This is a genomic window from Lutibacter litoralis (assembly GCF_014646675.1).
Taxonomy (GTDB): domain Bacteria; phylum Bacteroidota; class Bacteroidia; order Flavobacteriales; family Flavobacteriaceae; genus Lutibacter; species Lutibacter litoralis.
Genome location: NZ_BMNS01000002.1, coordinates 73,732 through 96,102, shown reverse-complemented (window position 1 = coordinate 96,102; position 22,371 = coordinate 73,732). Strand labels below are relative to the sequence as shown.

Below are 22,371 nucleotides of genomic sequence, written 5' to 3'. Positions count from 1 at the left end.
TCAATTTTTCGAACTTTAAAGTACTTAAAAAATACTATTTATGAAACGTCTTGAGCCAGTATCTAAAATTATGACAAAGGAGCTTGTTACGTTATGTTTACGTGATGATTTATACCAAGCAGAGAAATTATTTAAAGAAAATCATATTAGACATATTCCTGTTGTTAAAAATAGACATATTGTTGGTATGCTAAGCCTTACCGATTTAAAGCGCATTAGTTTTTTAGATTCGTATGATGCTAATGAAATTAAAATAGACAATGCTATTTACAATATGTTAAGTATTGAACAAATAATGGTAAAAAAACCAATAATGGTAACTTCAAATATTTCTATAAAATCCGTTGTTGAAATTTTATCTCAGAATGAATTTCATGCATTACCTGTTGTTGATAATGACATTTTAGTTGGTATTGTTACAACTACGGATATTTTAAGGTATTTATTAAAGCAATACGAATTAGAATCTGTTTAACTAGGTGATACCAAATTTTTTAAATCTGAAATTGTCTTACTTGGATCTTCACCTTTAAATACAAAACTTCCAGCTACAAAGGCGTCTACACCTACTTCAGAAAGTTGTTCAATGTTTTGGTCGGTTACACCTCCATCAACCTCAATAAGTGCTTTAGAACCGCTAAATTCTATTAATGCTTTTAATTGTTGTACTTTTTTATAGGTGTTTTCAATAAAACTTTGTCCACCAAATCCTGGATTTACACTCATAATTAATACTAAATCTAAATCCTCTATAATATCTTCTAAAACAGCAATTGGCGTATGTGGATTTAAGGAAACTCCAGCTTTCATTCCTGCTGCTTTTATTGCCTGAACAGTTCTGTGTAAATGCGGACAAGCCTCATAATGTACAGTTAAAATATCGGCTCCTACTTTTTTAAAATCAGCAATAAATTTATCTGGATTAACAATCATTAAATGCACATCCATTGTTTTAGTCGCATGTTTCTTAATTGCGCTAATTACTGGCATACCAAAAGAAATATTTGGAACAAAAACACCATCCATAACGTCTATATGAAACCAATCTGCTTTACTGTTATTAACCATTTCAATATCGCGTTGAAGGTTACCGAAATCAGCCGCTAGCATCGAAGGTGCAATATATTTGTTCATTTTTTGAAATTTTTGTTATAAGTTTTTGCAAATATATAAAAAGGCTGCTTGAAAATTTGTTTCAAACAGCCTTTTTTAATTGTAATTATTAATTCGTAATTAACTTATCCTAAATAAGTTTTCAATATTTTACTTCTTGAAGTATGTTTTAATCTTCTAATTGCTTTTTCTTTAATTTGTCGAACACGTTCACGTGTTAAATCAAAAGTTTCACCAATTTCTTCTAAAGTCATTGGATGTGCATCACCTAAACCAAAGTACAATTGAACAACATCAGCTTCTCTCGGAGTTAAGGTCTCAAGAGCACGTTCAATTTCAACTTTTAAAGATTCGTGTAACAATGATTTGTCTGGATTTGGAGATTCACCTGTATTTAATACATCATATAAGTTAGAATCTTCACCTTCAATTAATGGAGCATCCATAGATACGTGACGACCTGAGTTTTTCATAGACTCTTTAACGTCGTTCACAGTCATATCTAATTTCTTTGCAATTTCTTCAGCAGAAGGAGGTCTTTCGTTCTCTTGCTCAAGAAAAGCATACATTTTATTAATTTTGTTAATAGAACCAATTTTGTTTAAAGGTAAACGTACAATTCGAGATTGTTCTGCTAATGCTTGTAAAATTGATTGACGAATCCACCATACAGCATATGAAATAAATTTGAAACCACGTGTTTCATCAAACCTTTTTGCTGCTTTTATTAATCCTAAATTACCTTCATTAATTAAATCTGGCAATGTTAATCCTTGATTTTGATATTGTTTTGCCACCGATACAACGAAACGTAAATTTGCTTTTGTTAATCTTTCTAAAGCAACTTGATCTCCTGCTTTAATGCGTTGTGCTAATTCTACCTCCATTTCGGCAGTAATTAAATCTACCTTTCCTATTTCTTGTAAGTATTTATCTAAAGATGCGGTTTCTCTATTAGTAACCTGTTTTGTTATTTTAAGTTGTCTCATTTAAAAGCTAAAATTTTTGTGTTTATACAAAGCGTACATTATATATACGTTGTATTTTTTAAAATGTTACAAAATAACTACTATTTAATTTTTTTTTTGTGACTATTTAACATTTAAAGTACGTTAAATCTATAATTCATTACTAAATTTTTGAAATTAATAAACGACAAAACATTATTTATTGTTGTGAGTTTGTACAAAATATAGTAAATTCAAATGAACATATCTGTTTGGTGTTTTGTAAGACAGACTATTTTTTATGAGAATTATGTTACTTCTTTTCTAAGAAATCAATAATTACAGAGAGTTCTAAATAATTAGTGCTTTTCTATTTTAATATAATTTATAAATAAAAAAAAGCCCCTCAAAATGAGGAGCTTTTAAAAATATTATCTTGAGAATTAATCTCTAGATCTTGGTTTTCTATCGTCTCTACGGTTATCTCTTCCGCGGTTATCACGTCCTCTGTTATTATCTCTAGGAGGTCTTTCAACAAAACCTTCAGGTTTTGGTAACAATGCTTTTCTAGATACTTTGTCTTTACGAGTTTTTGGATCTTTTCCAAAGTATTTTACATCAAAAACATCACCCATATTAACAACATCAGTTACATTTTCAGTACGTGCCCAAGCTAATTCAGAAATATGTAATAAAACTTCATTTCCAGGAGCTTCTGTATATTCAACTACAGCACCAAAATCTAACATTTTGATTACTTTCACTTCATAAACACTTCCAACTTGTGGTTTGAATAATAAAGAATCTATTTTTGCTAAAACAGCTTCGATTCCAGCTGGATCTGTTCCTAAAATTTCAACAATTCCTTCTTCAGTTACTGGGTCTTCATTTATTACTATGGTACATCCAGTTTCTTTTTGCATTTCTTGAATTACTTTTCCTCCTGGTCCAATTAATGCACCAATAAATTCGTTAGGAATTCTTCTTGAAACCATTTTTGGAGCGTGTGCTTTTACGTCAGCACTAGGTGCAGCAATTGTATCAGTTATTTTTCCTAAAATGTGTAAACGACCATCACGAGCTTGTTTTAATGCACTCACTAAAATTTCGTATGATAATCCTTTTACTTTAATATCCATTTGACAAGCAGTAATACCGTCGGCAGTTCCTGTAACTTTAAAGTCCATATCACCTAAGTGATCTTCATCGCCTAAAATATCACTTAATACAGCATAACGATCACCATCAGAAATTAATCCCATAGCAATACCAGAAACTGGTTTAGTCATTTGAACCCCAGCATCCATTAATGCCATTGTACCAGCACATACAGTTGCCATTGAAGAAGAACCGTTAGATTCTAATACTTCAGATACAATTCTTACTGTGTATGGACAATTATCAGGAATCATTCCTTTTAATGCACGTTGTGCCAGGTTTCCGTGTCCTACTTCTCTACGTGAAGTTCCTCTTAAAGGTCTTGCTTCACCTGTACAGAAAGGAGGAAAGTTATAATGTAAATAGAATGTTTCCTCACCTTGGTAAGTTGGCATATCTATTTGGTTTGCTTCTCTAGATGTTCCTAAAGTAACTGTTGCTAATGCTTGAGTTTCTCCACGCGTAAAGATTGCAGAACCGTGTGTTGATGGCAAATAATCTACTTCACACCAAATTGGTCTAATTTCAGTAGTTTTTCTTCCATCTAAACGTAAACCTTCACTTAAAGTTAATTCGCGAACAGCTGTTTTTTGAGCTTTATCGAAATATTTTCCGATTAACCCTCCAAATTCAGCTAATTCTTCTTCAGTAAATGAAGCTTTAATTTCTTCTTTTACGGCATCAAAAGCGGCACTTCTTTCGTGTTTAGCAGTTCCTTGTTTCGCAATGTCATAACATTTTTGGTATGCAGCATCGTGTATTCTTGCAGCTAAATCTTCATTTTCTTCTTCTGGCTCATAAGTACGTGTTTCTTTTTTGCCAAAAGATTCTGCTAATGCGACTTGCGCAGCACATTGTACTTTAATAGCTTCGTGAGCAAATTTAATAGCTTCTGCCATTTCTTCTTCGCTACATTCATCCATTTCACCTTCTACCATCATTACAGAATCTGCAGAAGCACCAATAGTCATATCAATGTCAGCTTGTTCTAATAATTCTCTACTTGGGTTGATGATAAATTCACCATTTACTCTTGCAACTCTAACTTCAGAAATTGGAGTTTCAAAAGGAATATCACTTAATTGAATGGCAGCAGAAGCAGCTAATCCAGCTAAAGCATCTGGCATAACATTATCATCAGCACTCATTAACTGAATCATTACTTGTGTTTCAGCGTGGTAATCTTTTGGGAATAATGGACGTAATACTCTATCCACTAAACGCATTGTTAAAACTTCAGCATCCGTTGGTCTTGCTTCTCTTTTAAAGAAACCACCTGGATAACGACCAGCAGCAGCAAACTTTTCTCTGTAGTCAACTGTTAATGGTAAAAAATCAACATCACTTTGTTTGTAGTTAGATACTACTGTACAAAGCAACATAGCATTGCCCATTTGTACAACAACCGAACCATGCGCTTGTTTTGCTAATTTTCCTGTTTCAATAGAGATGGTTCTTCCATCTCCTAAATCAATAATTTGTGTATGTACCTTAGGTATCATAAATAATTTTTTAAAATTTAATTAAACAATTGGTTGTTGTTGTGTTGTGTTTACCAATGAAAAGTTTAATTTATGCTTTCTTTATATAAGAATATTTTAAAAAAAAAGAGGCAATAGTTTTGCCTCTTAATTTGTAAAATTATTTTCTTATTCCTAGTTCTTTAATTATCTCACGATATCTTACAATATCTGTTTTAATTAGATAATCAAGTAAATTTCTTCTTTTACCTACCAACCTTACTAGTGAACGTTCTGTATTATAATCTTTACGATTTCTTTTTAAGTGTTCTGTCAAGTGGTTAATTCTAAAAGTAAATAAGGCAATTTGACCTTCTGAAGAACCAGTGTTTGTCGCTGATTCGTTGTGCTTTGCAAAAATTTCTGCTTTTTTCTCTTTTGTTAAGTACATGCTAACATTAATTTTATTAATAATTTTTATGTATTAATACTGCACTATGCAGTTAATAGTCGGCAAAGATACTATTATTATTTTGAATATTAATTGTTTGAGGAAATAAGTTGTTTTAAATTTAATTACTTTCTAATAGGTAAATTTTCAATTAAATCAATATATAAGTTAATTTGCTTTTTTAAATTTTTACGTTCTATTATTTTATCTAAAAAACCATGTTCAAGAACAAATTCAGATTTTTGAAATCCAGGAGGTAGGTCTTTTCCTGTTGTGTCTTTTACAACTCTTGGTCCAGCAAAGGCAACTAATGCGTTTGGTTCTGCAAAGTTTACATCACCTAACATTGCGTAAGAGGCAGTTGTTCCGCCAGTTGTTGGATCTGTACATAAAGAAATGTATGGAATATTAGCATCTGCAAGTTGTGCTAATTTAGCTGAAGTTTTTACCAATTGCATTAAAGAATACGACGCCTCCATCATTCTTGCTCCTCCAGATTTTGAAATCATTAAAAAAGGAACTTTATTTTTTATTGAATAATCAATTGCTCGTGAAATTTTTTCTCCAACAACACTTCCCATAGACCCTCCAATAAAAGCAAAATCCATGGCTGCTATAACTAAATCTTTTCCTAAAGATTTTCCAACAGCAGTTCTAACGGCATCTTTTAGTTTTGTTTTTTCGTAAGCTTGTTTTAAACGCTCTGTATATTTTTTGGTATCAGTAAATTTTAATGGATCTTTAGAAACCATGTTTTTGTCAAACTCTTTAAATTTATTATCATCAAAAAGAATTTCAAAATATTCTGCACTACCAATTCTTACGTGGTAGCCATCTTCTGGACTCACATAATAATTGGCTTTTAATTCATCGGTATCAATTACTTTTCCGCTAGGGGTTTTGTACCATAAACCTTTTGGTACATCCTTTTTATTTTCGGTAGGAGTTTGAATTCCTTTATCTTTTCTTTTAAACCAAGACGACATATGTATATAATTTTATATTGCGAAATAGAGGTGCAAATTACTAAAAAAAACAAAGAGAACATATTTTTATATGTTCTCTTTGAAAATTTATAGTATAAATTTATGTTTTATAGTGTATCTACACAGTTTAAATCTTTAAAAGCCTGAATTAAACGAGCTTTAAAAGTTTCTTCACCTTTTCGTAACCAACCACGTGGATCGTAGTATTTTTTGTTTGGTTGATCAGCTCCATCAGGATTTCCTATTTGTGTTCTTAAATAGTCAATTTTCTCATTCATATAATCTCTAATTCCTTCTGTAAAAGCAAATTGAAGGTCAGTGTCAATGTTCATTTTAATAACGCCATAACCAATAGCTTCTCTAATTTCTTCTAATGATGAACCAGATCCTCCGTGGAATACAAAATCTACAGGATTTGTTTCTGTTCCATTTTTATTTTCAATATATTTTTGAGAATTGTCTAATATTTTTGGAGTTAATTTAACGTTTCCTGGTTTGTAAACACCGTGAACATTTCCAAAAGAAGCAGCAATTGTAAAGTTATCACTTACTTTTTTAAGTTCATCATAAGCATAAGCAACTTCTTCAGGTTGTGTATAAAGTTTAGAAACATCTATATCAGAATTATCTACACCATCTTCTTCACCACCTGTAATACCTAATTCAATTTCTAAAGTCATTCCCATTTTAGCCATACGTGCTAAATAGGTTTTACAAATTTCGATATTTTCTTCTAAAGGTTCTTCAGATAAATCTATCATATGAGAACTATATAACGGTTTGCCAGTTTCTTTAAAAAATTGTTCTCCAGCATCTAATAATCCATCAATCCAAGGTAATAATTTTTTTGCGCAGTGGTCTGTATGTAAAATTACAGGAACTCCATAAGCTTCAGCTAAAGTATGTATGTGTTTTGCACCGGCAATACCACCAGCGATTGCTGCTTTTTGACCGTCGTTAGACAATCCTTTTCCGGCATTAAATTGAGCTCCTCCGTTAGAGAATTGAATAATTACAGGAGAATTTAATTCTTTTGCAGTTTCTAAAACAGCATTAATTGTGTTTGACCCAATAACATTTACAGCTGGTAATGCGAAATTTTTTGATTTTGCTAATTTGAAAATTGCTTGTACTTCACTTCCTGTCGCAACTCCCGGTTTAATAGTATGACTCATAATTATTTAGTTGTATTAATTGTGTATTATTTGATGGTAACAAAATTAAGGATTTATACCTATTTATTATGCTTAGAATTGAAAAAAAACGAAAACGAAATAGTATTTTCTACTAAAAAGGGTAACTAATTCCAAAATTATAAACATTATTTTTAAAGTTTATGTGTTGAAACCATTTATTATTTTCTAAGTAGGGTTCGTAGGTTTTAAAACCTAAGTCTAACCTTAATAAAATAAAGCTTAAATCATATCGAATTCCAAAACCAGACCCTATTGCTATATCTTTTAAAGAATTAAAACCATTAAATTTTCCTTCAGCAGTTGTTACGGTGGCATTTGAGATGTCCCAAATATTCCCTGCATCAATAAATAAAGCTCCTTTTACACTATTAATTACCTTAAATCGATATTCTAAACTTGTAAGAAATTTGAGATTACCCACATTGTATTCTAAACCTGTTTTTGTAGAACCTGGTCCTAAATCGTAAATTCTCCAAGCTCTTAAATCGTTAGGCCCACCAATAAAATAACTTCTACTAAAAGGAATGGTTTTGGAATTGTTATATGGAAAAGCAATTCCTAAAAAACTTCTAAAAGCAAGTACGTTCTCCAAAGTTAAATTCCAGAATTTTTTATATTCTAAATCTGTTCTAATATATTGAGCTATTGGCGTATTAAATAATAAGTTAACATTGTTGTTATCTTTTTTGCTTGAAAGTAAAGTTGTTAAATTACCAGCTGACACTATACGTGCCCTAAAAAAAGAAAAATCGGTATCTTTATAACTTTCGCTATTGTTAAAAGTAAAAGTATATGCGGCTGAAGGTATGTAAACATCTTCAGTTATAATTGAATAACGATTTTTAATATTTTGAGCTATTTTAAATTCGTTTGGGTTGGTTTGTTCAAAATTGGAATCGATATTTTCATTAATAAAAGGAATTACTTTTGTGGTTTCTAAAGCATTTTCATTAAAATATGTGGAAGCGATATTTTGGATTTCATTAAATTCAGACTTATAAATATTAAAGTATGAGTCTATATTTAAGTTTTTAATAAATTGAGCATTTAAAAGTTGAAGACTGTGTTTTTTTGTTTGAGTAGATTCCCAAGTATAATCAATTATACCTGTAAATTTTTGTTTATCTAATCCAATGTTTTTTTGCAATGAAGTACCCAATGTTAAAATTGTATTGGGTGCCATATTTTTTGGAATAATATTGTCTGGTTTAAAAGGAAAAAGAATACGCGGAATTTCTAACGAAACATCACCTCCAACTTCCCATGCATTTAGTAACTTCTCTTTGTCGGCTGCATCTTTAGAGTCTAAGAAAGAACCTTGTACAGAGAACTTTAAGATTTCAGCTCCTTTAAATATGTTGAGGTTGGAAAAAGATAATTTTCCAGAAATACCGAGTTGCCTTATATTAGAATGTGTAAGTTCTGCACTGGTTCCAATGGAATATTTTTTTAAAGGCGACAAATAAATGGAAGCTTCTAATAAGTCATTTTCTAACTCTTTGTACTTTATAGTAATGTTTTTAAAATTATTTAATCTTCTTAAGTTTTTACGAGTTAATTCTCTAGTTTGGTCTTTATATATGGTGTTTGGTTCAATAAACACGCTTTCTAAAAGAAGTTTAGGATTGTATCTGAGGTTTTTTTGGGATAAAAATAAATAGCCTTTATAATTTAAACTATCTTTTATAGGTTCATCTTTTGTATTATAAAAATAATCGGTATAAATATTTACATTGTTAATTTTTTGAATTTTAAAAGGGACATTTGCTATACTATCATTTATTATTAAGTTAATATTAGATTTGTAATTAGCGGTATCAGCTTCTACTAATATGGCGTTTTTATTAAAACGATAAATTCCTGAATTTCTAAAGAGTTCGTTAATTCTGTCTTGTTCGTCAAAAAAGAGTTCGTATTTAAACTGCTCTCCCTTTTTTAAAAATGATTTTTCTTTATTTTCAGCATAAATAGAGTCTAAAACTTTAGATTCTATATTTGTTGTAATTGTGTCTAAGGTATAGGGTTTTCCTGTGTTAATATTGTAATTTATAGTAATTTTTTTGCGTTTGCTTTTTATTTCTTCAAAATTTACCTCAGCATTAAAATAGCCTTGATTATAATAATGTAATTTTAAATTCTCTATTGTTTGCTTCGCTTTTTTAACATCAAAAATAACTGGAGGTTCGCCATTGTTTAAAAACCAATTGTTCGATCCCTTTTTAAAATTGTGTAATCCTTTTGTTTGTTTTTCGGAAAATATTGATGTTACAAATTTTGAAGTATTCGGATGCGTTGTTTTCCAAATATTGTAATCGGTTTCAAAATTTTTATTTCCAATATTATAAAAATGTAGTGGGAAAGCAACTCCTAAAACCAATTGATTAGGGCGTTGCGCAATATAATCTGTTATTTCAGAATCAACATTTTTTTTATTATTTACAAAAACTGAATTTTTGGTAAGTAGGAAATCTTCATCCGAAACATACTTTAAAGTGTTGCAAGATGAAAAGTTTAAGGTTATACTTATTAAAATTAGTAATATTATAAAATTGTTTTTCAAAAATAAGAGTTTAAATTTGTTCAAATGTAAAACTTTTCGGAGTATTACCCAATTACTATTTTATATATAAAGATAAATGAGTTTAAGTAAAAATCAACTAAAATTAATAACGAGTTTACGAAAAAAAAAGTACAGAATTGCTACTAATTTATTTATTGTTGAAGGAATTAAAGTTGTAAATGAATTTTTAAATTCAACATTTGAGCTAGAGCAGCTATTTTGCGTTGACGCTACTGAGTATATAAATTACAAGAATAAAACAATAATTCCTCAATCCGATTTAAAGAAAATAAGCAACTTAATAACACCAAATAATGTATTGGCAATTTTTAAAATTCCTACTGCTAATTTTATTGAAAAAGAAGGATTGGTTTTAGCTTTAGACGAAATTAATGACCCTGGAAATTTAGGAACAATTATTAGATTGTGTGATTGGTTTGGAATAGACCAGCTTATATGCTCTAAAGATACGGTAGATTGTTATAACGCAAAAGTTGTACAAGCATCTATGGGCTCTTTAACTAGAGTTTCCATATTTTATACAGATTTAAAGGTTTATTTAAAAAGTACGAATAAGCCAACTTATGCTTCTTTAATGAATGGTGACAATTTGTATAAAACAGTGTTGCCAACTAATGCGGTTTTAGTTATGGGAAATGAAGCCAACGGAATTAGTAAACCTGTTTTAGAACTGTTAGAAAATGCTGTTTCAATTCCAAGGTTTGGAAATTTACAACAAACTGAAAGTTTAAATGTTGCAACTGCAACTGCAATTTTATTAAGTGAGTTTAAAAGAGGAAATTAATGAAAAGCTAGTTTTAAAAAAACACCTCTTGTTCCAAAATAATCTACATTTCCAGTCCAAGGACTATAACCATTAGTCGCATTATCTCTAATAAGTTCATCATTTATAGCGAAAACACCTCTAATTGATGGTGAAAATATAAAATAAGGAAGATAAAAATCTACGCCAACACCAATTTCATAAGTGAAATTACTTTTTTTCATTCTAAACTCACTATTAAAATTATCGTCGGGATTATCTTGATTGCTCGAAAAATTATAATCATAAGAAACACCGCCAATTAGATAAGGGCGAATATTATATAGCCTATTTGTACTTAATTTTAATAATAAAGGAATCCTTAAGTAGGTGGCGCTTACAGCTCTTATGCTATCTTTTGGACCGCCCTCAATATGTGTAAATGCAAGTTCTTTGGTATTGCTCGAAAGTCCAGGCTCTAATCTTAAGTTGATGTTTTTATGCAAACGCAAATCACCAATTAAGCCAACATTAAACCCCGTATTGGATGTCACATCAATAAAAGAACCTTCAGATTTATAGCTTATTTTGTAGCCTTTTTTGTTGAGTCCTAGGTAATAACCCCAAAAAACAGTTTGTTTATCCCATGTTTGTTTGTAAATTACTTTATCTCGTTTTTGAGCATTAATACTGTTAATACTAAAAATAAAAATAATTAATAAAACAATTTTTCTCATACATTATTTTTTAGCTATATATATTGAAGAAACCCCAAATGTCTGTGGTTTGTTTTCAATATTTATAAACCCAATTTTTGCTAAAATATTGTTGAAAGTTTTTCCATAAGGAAAAGCAGCAGCAGAATCAGACAAATATTTGTAAGCCGTTTTATCTTTTGAAAAAAGTTTTCCAATGGTAGGAAGTATATATTTTGCGTAAAATTTATAACCTTGTTTGTAGGGTGTTTTTGTTGGAATAGAGGTTTCTAAAACTACAAAAGTTCCGTTCGGTTTTAAAACACGATAAATTTCTGACAAGCCTTTCTCTAAATTTTCAAAATTACGAACCCCAAACGCTACCGTTATGGCATCGAAATAGTTAGCTTCAAAAGGAATGTTTTCTGAATCACCAAAAATCATTTCAATTTGATTGTTTAATTTCAATTCTTCAATTTTTTTTCGCCCAACATCTAGCATTCCTTCAGAAATGTCTAATCCAATTATTTTTGAAGCATTTGTTTCGGTTAAATTAATTGCCAAATCTCCTGTACCAGTTGCAATATCTAATATTTTATCTGGATTAGTTGCGCCAATTATTTTAACCACTTTTTTACGCCATTTAATATCAATTCCAAAAGAAATTACACGGTTTAAGCCGTCATATTCATTAGAAATAGTATCGAACATTTGGGCAACTTGCTGTTTTTTTCCTAAATCGGAATCTTTGTAAGGGTTTACTTTTTTTACCATTAATTTACTGATTTAAGGCTATAACTTGTTCAATTTGACCAGGGATTAACTGTTTTAGCATATTTTCAATACCATTTTTTAAGGTAATTGTTGAAGACGGACAACCACTACAGGCTCCTTGTAAAATAACATTAACAACTTTTGTTTTTTGCTCGTAAGATTGGAATAAAATGTTACCTCCATCAGCCGCTACAGCAGGTTTTATATATTCATCTAAGATTGCAATAATTTGCTTAGAAACATCATCTAAGTCTTCTAATTGAATACCTTGACTTTGTTCGTTCTTTTTTGGTTGTACACTTTTATCTACAATTGATTTGCCGTCTGCAATAAATTGTTTTATAAAGCTTCTAATTTCATTGGTTATTTCACTCCATTCAACAATATCAAATTTTGTGATAGAAACATAATTTTCTGAAATAAAAATTTCTTTTACAAACGAGAAATTATATAATTCGGTAGCTAAAGGAGAATTTTTAGCTTCTTCAATATTTTTATATTCTAAATCAAATTCTACAAGCTTTTTGTTTGCAACAAATTTTAAAACACTTGGGTTTGGTGTTACTTCAGAATATATTTCAACAGGAACTTTTTTAGTTGTTGCCGTTTCTTCTAATACTAAAACACCTCCAGGGCTGTTTAAATAATTTTCTATTTGCTCTTTAACTTCTTCTTGTACATCTGCCCATTCAATAATTGAAAAACGTTCTAAAGCAATAAAGTTTGCTGAAATTAAAACACGTTTAATAAATGGTAAATGAAATAATTGTTGCGCTAAAGGTGAGTTTTTAGCTTCATCAATATTATTAAATTGATAACTACCACTAATTAAAATTGTATTTGCTGTAAATTTAAGTATAGTATCGTTTGTTGTTTTCTCTATTTTTAAAGTAACTGAATCCATTTTTTTAAGTATTTGTGCAAAAGTACTAAAACAATTTTAGGTAATTGCGTAAAATTAAAAAACGCCCCCTTTAACAGAGACGTTTATATTTATATGTAATTAAAATTAAATATTTAAAACCAATGTAACTGTAAATTTTGAAGTGTCAATGTCTAATTCAGCTGCATTAATATTGTTGTATTGTGGATAAAAATTATAAGCTGCTGTATTTGTATCTTTTTGATAAGAAGCATCAATTTTTCCACCTCTAAATTTATATCCTGCACCTAAAGAAAAACCTTCAATAGCATCTGAGTCTAAAGCATTTTTGTAGGGGCTTTTTTCAAAATGATATCCACCTCTTATCGAGAGTTTATCAAAGCGCCATTCTGTACCCATTCTTAATTCTCCCCTAGCTTCTAAATCTGTATTAAAAGCTTTATTTTCTTCAATAAATCCAAAATTACCCGCCATATCCAACTCTATATTACTGTAATTTTTATAAATATAATCGATGCTTATTAAACCTTTTTTTTCAAAAATATAGGAAAAACTTCCGGTTAATTTGCTTGGGGTTCTTAATTTATAATCGAAAGCGTTGTATCCAGAAAAATCAGTTATTAGTTCGTCTGTGTTACTAACATAAACTTCTAAATCAGAATCTAAATAATCTTCAGAAAGTGTGTACCAAACAGGTGACTGGTATGCCAAACCTAAACGCATATTTTCTGTTGCTTTTGAAATTAAACCTACATTAAATGAAAATCCTTCACCATAAGTATATAATTCTTGAATTAAAGATGCTTCTAAATTATTTCCTTGGCCGTCTGTATTGTATTCTTCTAATAAAATTCTTTGTAAATTTTCAATGTCATACGTACTAAAAGAAGCACCTAAATACATTTTGTTGTTTAATTCTGAAGCAAATGTAAATGAATATTTGTCATTTCTGCCTTCAGTAAAATTTTCAAAATACTGTCCGTCAGAATTTAAATATTGAATATTGGCATCATTTGGATCATCTATCCAAGTAGGGTAGTTATTGTTTCCTCTAGCAAACCATTGGGTTTCAAAATCGTTAGCAATACTATAGTTAAAAGCAAGAGCTACTTTTCCCCAATCTGAATTTCTTGAATAACTTTCAAAAACAAATACTCCACCAGCTTGGGATAAGCTTGTGATATCATTTTCTGAATACTCATTATTTCCATAATAATTTGTAATAGTTTCAGTATTGTTCATGTTTAATGAAATTGCAAATTCACTATTTAGAAAAACTGCAGCTCCAGCAGGATTAGTTTCAATGGCCGATAAATCTCCACCTAATGCTCCAAAAGCACCACTCATAGCATTGTATCTAGCAGTACCATTAATTTTTTCTTTTGAGAATAATACGCCAATGTCATTATAACCTAAAGTTTGAGCATTGGAGACGAAAGCAATACAAAGCATTGCTGCTAAAAATAATTTTTTCATAATGTTAAAGAATTATTATTTATATTAATTTCTGCGAGATGAACCTCTTGAAGCACTTCTAGATGATGAACTTGAGGATCTAGATGTTGTTGCAGATGATCTTGAAGATGATGATCTGGACGACGAATATGAGCTATTATTGTTAGTGGATTTAGAGGATCTACTATAATTATTAGAAGAACTATTTTTAGGAGGTGCATAATTTTTTGTAGACCTTCTTGTGTTAGTAGCTCTAGTTTTAGTATTACTATAATTAGAAACTGATCCTTTAATCGTTCTTACTCTACTATTTGGTACATATTTAATATTTCTATCTCTAGATGTATTTGTAGAATATCTGCTAGTTGAAGGTGTATTATTGTATGAAGAATTCCCTCTTGTTCTTGTAGAAGATTGTCTAGTAGAAGATTGCTGTCTGGTAGAAGATTGTTGTCTTGTTGGATTAATGCTTCTAGTTGAACCACTTCTTTGAATAGTTCTTGTAGGAACTCTATTAATAGATCTCGTGTTTAAACTTTCATCAACAGATTTTGTTCTATTACTTGTGTTTGAAGATCTCCTAGTTGTGCTGTTTGTTGTTCTATTATTTTGTGCATTTGTAGCACTGCTTCTTCTGCTTATAGCAGCGTTAGAGGTAGCAGCTCTTCTTGTGTTTGTATTATAAGTAGTTCTTTTTCCATAAGAATCATATCTTTTATAATTATTATTAGTATAATAGTTATATGGGTAATAATTATTGTAACCATAGTATCTAAAAGGGTTATTATAATAATGCCCGCCATAATATGGATAATAATTGTAAGAATAATAATCTCCGTAATAACCGTTGTAATACCATGGTCTATAGGATCTCCATGGACTATAATAGTTGTAATAGTAAGGGTAATAATTATAAGAATAGTTATAATAAAATGGGTTGTGCCAATAATATCCATGACTACCAAAACCAGAGTTAATATTGATAGTTATATTATCGGTATGTTCCCATGGCTCATAATAATTTGAAGCATCTTCGTCATACGTTTCATCATCGTAGTAATACTCATCAATATCTGTAAAAACGTCTTCTTCACCAATATTTTGAATTTCTTCTAATTGATGAGAGAAATAGTTTTTATCAAATTCAGACTTTTCAACAATAACAATTTCTTCATTAGCTTTTTGATTACTAGAACCATAGATTCCGTCATCGTTGTAGGCACTTTGGTAAGTACCACAAGAATACAAACTAACAAATAGTATAAAAAGCAATGCTATTCGAGAGCTTTTTTGGATAAAGATATTTGAAACTGTCATAATCAATTGAATTTTTTATTGTTACCTATTGAAAAAAAACTAATTTTGTCGAAATTAGCATTTTCTAATAAAAAAGGTGCAATATTTATGCCAAACTTTTGATTATGAGTAAGAATTTAACAAAGAGAGAAGTAGATTATTCCAAATGGTACAATGAGTTAGTTGTAAAAGCTGATTTAGCTGAAAATTCTGCAGTTAGAGGCTGTATGGTAATTAAACCTTATGGTTATGCGATATGGGAGAAAATGCAAGCTGAATTAGATAGGATGTTTAAGGAAACAGGTCATGAAAATGCTTATTTTCCGTTATTTGTTCCAAAAAGTTTATTTGAAGCAGAAGAAAAAAATGCTGAAGGGTTTGCAAAAGAATGTGCTGTTGTAACTCATTATAGATTACAAAATGATCCGGATAAGCCAGGGAAACTTCGAGTTGATCCAACTGCTAAATTAGAAGAAGAATTAGTTGTTCGCCCAACTTCTGAAGCAATTATATGGAATACATTTAAAGGTTGGATTCAATCCTATAGAGATTTACCTTTATTAATAAACCAATGGGCAAATGTTGTGCGTTGGGAAATGCGTACGCGTTTATTTTTAAGAACAGCAGAATTTTTATGGCAAGAAGGTCATACTGCACATGCAACCAAAAAGGAAGCTATTACAGAGGCAGAGTTGATTTTAGATGTTTATGGCGAGTTTGCTGAAAAATTTATGGCAATGCCAGTTATAAAAGGATTAAAGACGGAAAGTGAACGCTTTGCAGGGGCTGTTGAAACTTATTGTATAGAAGGTTTAATGCAAGACGGAAAAGCATTACAGGCAGGAACCTCGCATTTTTTAGGGCAAAATTTTGCTGAAGCTTTTGATGTTAAATACACCTCTAAAGAAGGAAAACAAGAATATGTTTGGGCAACTTCTTGGGGAGTTTCTACACGTTTAATTGGCGGATTAATAATGACTCATTCCGATGATTTAGGATTGGTATTACCACCAAGATTAGCACCAATTCAGGTTGTAATTGTGCCAATATACAAAGGAGATGAACAATTGGCTGAAATATCTAGTAAAGTTGATGTATTTATAAAAGAATTTAGAAAATTAGGTATTTCTGTTAAGTTTGATGATAGAGATACATTTAGACCAGGTGCAAAATTTGCAGAATACGAATTAAAAGGGGTTCCGGTAAGAATTGCAATTGGAAAAAGAGATATGGAAAATAACACTGTTGAAATTGCGAGAAGAGATACTTTAGAAAAGCAATCAGTTTCTCAGGATGATGTCGTTTCTGTTGTTTCTAAGCTTTTAGTTGAAATTCAGGATAATTTATTTAATAAGGCTATTTCTTTTAGAGAAACGCACACAACAGAGGTGGATACCTTTGAGGAGTTTAAAGAAGCTATAAAAACAAAGGGAGGTTTTGTATCTGCACATTGGGATGGAACAACCGAAACTGAAGATAAAATTAAAGAATTAACAAAAGCAACCATTAGATGCATTCCTTTGAAAAATAAAATTGAGTCTGGAACCTGTGTGTTTACTGGGAAAAATTCATCTCAAAGAGTATTATTTGCAAAAGCTTATTAATTTTTTTGAAAAATATTTTGCAGAATAAAAAATAGTTGTATTTTTGCATCCGCAATGACGAAATAATGTCATCGACAAAAAAAATAATGGTCCGTTCGTCTAGGGGTTAGGACGCCAGGTTTTCATCCTGGTAACAGGGGTTCGATTCCCCTACGGACTACAAAATTTAATAAAAAATTTTATAATGGCAAATCACAAGTCAGCTTTAAAGAGAATTAGAAGTAATCGCGCTAAGCAATTAAGAAATAAATATCAGCATAAAACTACGCGTAATGCTGTAAGAGACTTACGTGCTACAACGGAAAAGAAAGAAGCTGAAGAGTTATTTCCTAAAGTTATCGCAATGGTAGATAAATTAGCGAAGAAAAATATTATTCACAAAAATAAAGCGAGTAATTTAAAATCTAAATTAGCAAAGCAAGTAGCTGCGTTATAATATTTTTTAACACATAATTAAAGGCATTCTAATTAATATTAGGATGTTTTTTTTGTGATATAGTTTTTTGCTTAATACCTAAATCAGACAGCTAGAATAGTCATTGTTTTTATAATATTTTAATTACCATTCATAAGACCTATTAGCATCTAATCTTACTAAAAGAAAAAGCAATATAGTAAAGCCCCATAAGGCTGAGCCTCCATAGCTAAAAAAGGGTAGCGGAATTCCAATAGTTGGAAGTAGTCCAAGTACCATACCTATATTTATAGTATAGTGAGTAAAGAATATTGCAGCAATACTATATCCATAGACCCTGCTGAATTTTGATTTCTGACGTTCGGCTATCTGTATGATTCTAAGTAAAAAAAGTGTAAAAATAAGTATAACAATAGTTGTACCTAAAAAACCCCACTCTTCACCAACAATGGTAAAAATATAGTCGGTTTGTTGTTCTGGAACGAAATTACCTTGGGTGCGTTCACCTTCTAAAAAACCTCTTCCAGTTAATCCCCCTGATGCTATTGTTGTAACAGATTGATTTGTATTATAACCAATATTTTTTATATCTGTTGTTTTACCTAATAAAATATTGAACCTGTCTCTGTGGCGTTGTTCAAAAACGTGGTTAAAAACGAGATCAACACTAAAAATAAAAAAAGCAGCAACAAAATAGATTCCTAAAATTTTAACCCATCCCTTTTTTAAGGCTCTTTTTCTATAAAAAATAAAATAAAATAATATGATTACAAACAATAAAAAAGATCCTAATAAAGTATAAGAAAACCCAAAATACAAGGTAATAACAAAGAGAATTAGTGTAATAAAACCTACTGTAATATAATAGAAAGGTAGCCCTTCACGATACAAAACAAAAATAAACGCGGTATATACTAATGCTGAACCAGGATCGGGTTGCAACGTAATTAATATTGCTGGAAAAAACAAAATTAAAAACGCTTGTAACTGGGTGTTTATTTTCTTTAAATTGAATTGTTTATCGCTTACTAATTTTGCAATAGCCAATGCAGTTGCAGCTTTAGCAAATTCTGAAGGTTGCAGTCCAAAACTACCAAAGTTATACCATGATGTTGCTCCATTTATGTTTTTACCAAATATAAAAAGTCCAGCTAAAGATATTAAACAAATTAGATAAATTAATGAAGCATATTTTTCGTAGAATTTTGCATCAAAAAGAAGAATTAAAAGAATTATGGGGAAGCTTAAGCCAATCCAAATAAGTTGTTTACCATATTCAGTAGAAAAATTTATAATATCAAATTGTTCCTCGGTAATGGTTGCAGAATAAATATTTATCCAACCAAATAAGACAAGCATAAAATAAAAGAGTATTAAAACCCAATCAATTCCATAAAATATATTAGTTTTTCTACTTCTCAATGTCTATAGTTTCTTGTAGTAGTTCTTTTTCGTACTCATGTTGTAAACTACCGTTAAACATATTTTGTTCTACCCAAGGTCTAGTTGTTGCACCATTTAAATACTTTTCTATCATTAAACTCGCTATTGGACCAGCCCATCTAGATCCCCAGTATCCATTTTCAACAAAAACGGCAATGGCTATTTTAGGATTGTCTTTCGGAGCAAAGGCAATAAATATTGAATGGTCTTGTCCGTGTGGATTTTCAGCCGTACCAGTTTTACCACAAATTTCTATTCCGCTTACTTTTGAGCCTCTTGCAGTACCTCTTGGATTTTCAAAAACATTAAAAAGTCCTTCAATTACTGGTTCAAAATGTTCCTTATTAATGGTGGTATTTATAGGCGTAGTAAACTTTGAATTTAATTCTTTATCTTTTATTGTTTTTACAATGTGTGGAATAAAATAGAATCCTCTGTTGGCAACAGCTACAGTCATGTTTGCTAATTGTATAGGTGTTGTTAAAATTTCACCTTGTCCTATAGCATTGGAAATGTTATAAGTAGCTGTCCATCTATTATTGGGATACCATTTATTATAGAAATTACCATCGGGAACTAAACCTTTTTGACCAACTGATAAATCGTTATTTAAATAATTTCCTAAACCAAAACTTTTTACATGGTTACTCCAAACATCCATTCCTTCGGTTGAAGTAGGATATTTTTCAATTGCTTTTTTGTAGGCATTGGCAAAATAACTATTACACGAACGATAAATAGCTTTATTTAATTCAATAGGGCTACCAAATGTATTGCAATGGCAATCCATAGTTCTATTTCCATAATGATATTTATTATTAATACACCGAATGGTGGTAGATGGTGTAATAACATTTTCTTGCAAAGCAGCGAGTGCTGTAATAACTTTAAAAGGAGATCCAGGAGGATACTCTCCTTGTAAGCCGCGATCTAATAATGGATTACTAATAGTATCTAAATATAATTTTGTAAAATTTTTAGAGCGTTCCCTGCCTACCATTAAATTAGGATCAAATGTTGGGGTAGAAACCAATGCTAAAATTTCTCCAGAAGAAGGCTCAATTGCAACTATTCCTCCTCGTTTATTTACCATTAATGCTTCACCGTATTGTTGTAATTTACTATCAAGAGTTAAAGTTATATCTTTTCCAGGTACTGGTAGTGTGTCATATATTCCATTTTTATAAGAGCCAATTTCTTTATTAAATCGATCTCTTTGTATGTATTTTACGCCCTTAGTTCCTCTTAAAATATCTTCATAAGTTTTTTCGATACCTGCAGTTCCAATTAATTCACCAAGTTGATAATAAGGGTTCTTTTTAATCATACTTTCATTTACCTCACTAATATAACCGAGTACATTTGGTGCAGCATTTATTGGGTATTCTCTAAGAGACCTTTTTATAATAAAGAAACCTTTGAACTTATGCATTTTTTCTTGTAAATAGGCGTAATCATTTTTTGACAATTCTATCAAAAATGGCGAAGGAATTCTTGTGGAATAATGTGTTGCTTTATCCAATTTTCTAATAAAATCTTCCTTGGTAATTTTAAGTAAACTGCAAAATTCTAGAGTGTCTAAAGGTTTCACCTCTCTAGGTATTACCATAATATCATAAGATAGTTGGTTGGCAACTAATAAAGTTCCATTTCTGTCATACACATAACCTCTTGCAGGATAATCGTAAGTTGTTTTTACAGCAGAGCTATTTAATGCTGGGACGGCGTACGAATTATTTAAAACTTGTAAATAAAACAAACGCCCAATAAATATAAGTGCCGTAAAAATAATTAAAAAGGTTAATAAGCCAGATCGTTTCATTTACTTCTTTTTTGTAAATAATATAATACCTAAAATACTTATAATTATTGTTATAATACTTGTTAAAATTGTGTTAGAAATAATTGTTGAAAAAGAATCTAGACTAAAATATGTTAAACTAAAAATTATAAAGTGATGTATAAAGGTTAAAATAGTTATGAATAAAAAAGCTTTCCCAAATGAAATAGCTCTTAAATTAAATAGTAAATAATCAAAATCTGTTTTTTTAAGTACAATTTTTAAAACAGGAAGTCTTATAAATGCTATAAATAAAGTTGCAGCAGCATTAATTCCGCCCGAATCTGAGAAAAAATCTATACTTAAACCAAGCAAAAAACTTAATATTAAAAAAATACTTTTATTTTTTCGAATTGGAAATAATACCACCCAAACTATATAAACGATGGGATTTAAATATCCAAATAAATTGAGATGATTTAAAACTAATACTTGTAAAAGTACGAGTGCTAAAAAGCGTACTGAATTATTTAAAATTAAGTTATTCATTTAAGATACTAGTTTCTAAATTTTGTTGCTCAATTCTTTCAAGGTTTTTAACAATTTGAACATAACCAATGGAACTCATATCATTAAACAATTCAATGTCTATATTTTTATATTGATTGCTTTCAAATTTAAAATTCTTAATAGTTCCAATTTTTATGCCTTCAGGAAAAATGGCTGATTTCCCACCTGTTATAATGGTATCACCAACTTTAATTTTTGCTTGTCTTGGAATATCAATTAATTGTAAAATGTTATAATCTTTTCCATTCCAAATCAATGTTCCATAATGGTTGCTATTTTTTAAACGAACATTAATTTTAGAATTTTTATTTAAAATAGATAAAACAGTTGAATAATTTTTTGAGGTACTTTTTGTTACCCCAATAATCCCATTACTATTTATAACACCTAAATCTGCTGTGATTCCTTGGTTGGTTCCCTTGTTTAAAGTAAGTGTATTGTTTCTTTTTGTAAAATTATTATTTATAATTTTTGCAAACGAATATTTGTATTTCTGTCCATATTTTGAGGAATCATTTAGTATAAATGTATCTTTATTTAAATTGAGTTCGCTTTTATTTAATAAGTTTCTTAAACGGATATTTTCTTCTATCAATCTGTGATTTTCAGATTTTAAATAAAAAAAATCATTTATAGAACTTACAGTATTATATATACCTCCCGTAATATAATTTGAGGAGTTAATAAACTTACTTTTATGAAAAGAATGGTGCTGAATTATAAAAATAAAAGCTATGCTTTCTAGAAGTATAAATAGCAGAAAGTATTTAAATTTTCTAATAAAATAAATTAATTGCTGCATATTTTAATTAAAAGTATAGT

General features: G+C 30.0%; 20 protein-coding genes and 1 tRNA gene. 5 read left to right on the top strand and 16 right to left on the bottom strand.

Going from position 1 to position 22,371, the window contains the following annotated elements:
• The first annotated feature begins 40 nt into the window (after positions 1 to 40).
• Entirely contained in the window at positions 41 to 475 is a 435-nt protein-coding gene (locus IEW75_RS03255) for a CBS domain-containing protein (RefSeq protein ID WP_134247516.1), read from the top strand.
• Here the strand turns inward: IEW75_RS03255 and rpe are convergent.
• From rpe to tamL, 7 genes are all read right to left on the bottom strand, one after another.
• Entirely contained in the window at positions 472 to 1,134 is a 663-nt protein-coding gene (rpe, locus tag IEW75_RS03250; RefSeq protein WP_134247517.1) for a ribulose-phosphate 3-epimerase, read from the bottom strand. The genes IEW75_RS03255 and rpe overlap by 4 nt on opposite strands.
• Before the next feature lie 104 nt (positions 1,135 to 1,238).
• Positions 1,239 to 2,102, bottom strand: a complete 864-nt coding sequence (locus IEW75_RS03245; RefSeq protein WP_115877674.1) for a sigma-70 family RNA polymerase sigma factor — start codon at positions 2,100 to 2,102, stop codon at positions 1,239 to 1,241.
• 401 nt (positions 2,103 to 2,503) lie between these two features.
• Positions 2,504 to 4,720 (bottom strand): polyribonucleotide nucleotidyltransferase, encoded by a 2,217-nt coding sequence (locus tag IEW75_RS03240; RefSeq protein ID WP_134247518.1) that lies wholly within the window; start codon positions 4,718 to 4,720, stop codon positions 2,504 to 2,506.
• A gap of 139 nt (positions 4,721 to 4,859) precedes the next feature.
• Positions 4,860 to 5,129, bottom strand: a complete 270-nt coding sequence (rpsO, locus tag IEW75_RS03235) for a 30S ribosomal protein S15 (RefSeq protein WP_134247519.1) — start codon at positions 5,127 to 5,129, stop codon at positions 4,860 to 4,862.
• A gap of 125 nt (positions 5,130 to 5,254) precedes the next feature.
• A complete protein-coding gene (accD, locus tag IEW75_RS03230) occupies positions 5,255 to 6,115 on the bottom strand; it encodes an acetyl-CoA carboxylase, carboxyltransferase subunit beta (protein WP_134247520.1) in 861 nt (286 codons plus the stop codon).
• 107 nt (positions 6,116 to 6,222) lie between these two features.
• Complete coding sequence (gene fbaA, locus IEW75_RS03225; RefSeq protein WP_134247521.1) at positions 6,223 to 7,290, bottom strand: class II fructose-bisphosphate aldolase; 1,068 nt, start codon at positions 7,288 to 7,290, stop codon at positions 6,223 to 6,225.
• 112 nt (positions 7,291 to 7,402) lie between these two features.
• Positions 7,403 to 9,871, bottom strand: coding sequence for a translocation and assembly module lipoprotein TamL (tamL, locus tag IEW75_RS03220; RefSeq protein ID WP_229714386.1), 2,469 nt, complete (start codon positions 9,869 to 9,871; stop codon positions 7,403 to 7,405).
• 76 nt (positions 9,872 to 9,947) lie between these two features.
• Here tamL and IEW75_RS03215 point away from each other — a divergent pair, with 76 nt between their 5' ends.
• Positions 9,948 to 10,676: a TrmH family RNA methyltransferase gene (locus tag IEW75_RS03215; protein WP_134247522.1), complete on the top strand. Its 729-nt coding sequence runs from the start codon at positions 9,948 to 9,950 to the stop codon at positions 10,674 to 10,676.
• Here the strand turns inward: IEW75_RS03215 and porT are convergent.
• From porT to IEW75_RS03190, 5 genes are all read right to left on the bottom strand, one after another.
• On the bottom strand, positions 10,673 to 11,371 hold the full coding sequence (gene porT / locus IEW75_RS03210) for a type IX secretion/gliding motility protein PorT/SprT (RefSeq protein ID WP_134247523.1): 699 nt from the start codon (positions 11,369 to 11,371) through the stop codon (positions 10,673 to 10,675). The genes IEW75_RS03215 and porT overlap by 4 nt on opposite strands.
• Before the next feature lie 3 nt (positions 11,372 to 11,374).
• Positions 11,375 to 12,103 (bottom strand): bifunctional demethylmenaquinone methyltransferase/2-methoxy-6-polyprenyl-1,4-benzoquinol methylase UbiE, encoded by a 729-nt coding sequence (gene ubiE, locus IEW75_RS03205; RefSeq protein ID WP_134247524.1) that lies wholly within the window; start codon positions 12,101 to 12,103, stop codon positions 11,375 to 11,377.
• A 4-nt stretch (positions 12,104 to 12,107) separates the two neighbouring features.
• Entirely contained in the window at positions 12,108 to 13,007 is a 900-nt protein-coding gene (locus tag IEW75_RS03200; protein ID WP_134247525.1) for a NifU family protein, read from the bottom strand.
• Between the two features lie 105 nt (positions 13,008 to 13,112).
• Positions 13,113 to 14,462 carry an OmpP1/FadL family transporter gene (locus tag IEW75_RS03195; RefSeq protein ID WP_134247526.1) on the bottom strand — a complete coding sequence of 450 codons (1,350 nt, stop codon included), beginning with the start codon at positions 14,460 to 14,462 and terminating at the stop codon, positions 13,113 to 13,115.
• A gap of 24 nt (positions 14,463 to 14,486) precedes the next feature.
• Positions 14,487 to 15,758, bottom strand: a complete 1,272-nt coding sequence (locus IEW75_RS03190; RefSeq protein WP_134247527.1) for a hypothetical protein — start codon at positions 15,756 to 15,758, stop codon at positions 14,487 to 14,489.
• Positions 15,759 to 15,862: 104 nt separating this feature from the next.
• Between IEW75_RS03190 and proS the strand changes: the two genes are divergently transcribed.
• From proS to rpsT, 3 genes are all read left to right on the top strand, one after another.
• A complete protein-coding gene (proS, locus tag IEW75_RS03185) occupies positions 15,863 to 17,341 on the top strand; it encodes a proline--tRNA ligase (RefSeq protein ID WP_134247528.1) in 1,479 nt (492 codons plus the stop codon).
• Between the two features lie 88 nt (positions 17,342 to 17,429).
• Positions 17,430 to 17,501, top strand: a tRNA-Glu gene (locus tag IEW75_RS03180).
• A gap of 24 nt (positions 17,502 to 17,525) precedes the next feature.
• Positions 17,526 to 17,777, top strand: coding sequence for a 30S ribosomal protein S20 (rpsT, locus tag IEW75_RS03175; protein ID WP_134247529.1), 252 nt, complete (start codon positions 17,526 to 17,528; stop codon positions 17,775 to 17,777).
• A 123-nt stretch (positions 17,778 to 17,900) separates the two neighbouring features.
• On the opposite strand, the gene rodA is transcribed toward rpsT, so the two are convergent.
• From rodA to mreC, 4 genes are read right to left on the bottom strand one after another with little or no spacing between them, the layout of a single operon-like run.
• Positions 17,901 to 19,178 carry a rod shape-determining protein RodA gene (rodA, locus tag IEW75_RS03170; protein ID WP_134247530.1) on the bottom strand — a complete coding sequence of 426 codons (1,278 nt, stop codon included), beginning with the start codon at positions 19,176 to 19,178 and terminating at the stop codon, positions 17,901 to 17,903.
• Positions 19,168 to 21,021: a penicillin-binding protein 2 gene (mrdA, locus tag IEW75_RS03165; protein ID WP_134247531.1), complete on the bottom strand. Its 1,854-nt coding sequence runs from the start codon at positions 21,019 to 21,021 to the stop codon at positions 19,168 to 19,170. The genes rodA and mrdA overlap by 11 nt, the downstream gene beginning before the upstream one ends.
• On the bottom strand, positions 21,022 to 21,528 hold the full coding sequence (mreD, locus tag IEW75_RS03160) for a rod shape-determining protein MreD (RefSeq protein WP_134247532.1): 507 nt from the start codon (positions 21,526 to 21,528) through the stop codon (positions 21,022 to 21,024). It lies immediately after the preceding gene.
• Positions 21,521 to 22,351 (bottom strand): rod shape-determining protein MreC, encoded by an 831-nt coding sequence (gene mreC / locus IEW75_RS03155; protein ID WP_134247533.1) that lies wholly within the window; start codon positions 22,349 to 22,351, stop codon positions 21,521 to 21,523. Before mreC ends, mreD begins: the two co-directional genes overlap by 8 nt.
• Between the last annotated feature and the right edge of the window lie 20 nt (positions 22,352 to 22,371).

Coding starts and splice junctions, on each gene's coding strand:
- IEW75_RS03255 (WP_134247516.1), top strand. CDS start 41: ATGAAACGTCTTGAGCCAGTATCTAAAATTATGACAAAGGAGCTTGTT.
- rpe (WP_134247517.1), bottom strand. CDS start 1,134: ATGAACAAATATATTGCACCTTCGATGCTAGCGGCTGATTTCGGTAAC.
- IEW75_RS03245 (WP_115877674.1), bottom strand. CDS start 2,102: ATGAGACAACTTAAAATAACAAAACAGGTTACTAATAGAGAAACCGCA.
- IEW75_RS03240 (WP_134247518.1), bottom strand. CDS start 4,720: ATGATACCTAAGGTACATACACAAATTATTGATTTAGGAGATGGAAGA.
- rpsO (WP_134247519.1), bottom strand. CDS start 5,129: ATGTACTTAACAAAAGAGAAAAAAGCAGAAATTTTTGCAAAGCACAAC.
- accD (WP_134247520.1), bottom strand. CDS start 6,115: ATGTCGTCTTGGTTTAAAAGAAAAGATAAAGGAATTCAAACTCCTACC.
- fbaA (WP_134247521.1), bottom strand. CDS start 7,290: ATGAGTCATACTATTAAACCGGGAGTTGCGACAGGAAGTGAAGTACAA.
- IEW75_RS03215 (WP_134247522.1), top strand. CDS start 9,948: ATGAGTTTAAGTAAAAATCAACTAAAATTAATAACGAGTTTACGAAAA.
- porT (WP_134247523.1), bottom strand. CDS start 11,371: ATGAGAAAAATTGTTTTATTAATTATTTTTATTTTTAGTATTAACAGT.
- ubiE (WP_134247524.1), bottom strand. CDS start 12,103: ATGGTAAAAAAAGTAAACCCTTACAAAGATTCCGATTTAGGAAAAAAA.
- IEW75_RS03200 (WP_134247525.1), bottom strand. CDS start 13,007: ATGGATTCAGTTACTTTAAAAATAGAGAAAACAACAAACGATACTATA.
- IEW75_RS03195 (WP_134247526.1), bottom strand. CDS start 14,462: ATGAAAAAATTATTTTTAGCAGCAATGCTTTGTATTGCTTTCGTCTCC.
- IEW75_RS03190 (WP_134247527.1), bottom strand. CDS start 15,758: ATGACAGTTTCAAATATCTTTATCCAAAAAAGCTCTCGAATAGCATTG.
- proS (WP_134247528.1), top strand. CDS start 15,863: ATGAGTAAGAATTTAACAAAGAGAGAAGTAGATTATTCCAAATGGTAC.
- rpsT (WP_134247529.1), top strand. CDS start 17,526: ATGGCAAATCACAAGTCAGCTTTAAAGAGAATTAGAAGTAATCGCGCT.
- mrdA (WP_134247531.1), bottom strand. CDS start 21,021: ATGAAACGATCTGGCTTATTAACCTTTTTAATTATTTTTACGGCACTT.
- mreD (WP_134247532.1), bottom strand. CDS start 21,528: ATGAATAACTTAATTTTAAATAATTCAGTACGCTTTTTAGCACTCGTA.
- mreC (WP_134247533.1), bottom strand. CDS start 22,351: ATGCAGCAATTAATTTATTTTATTAGAAAATTTAAATACTTTCTGCTA.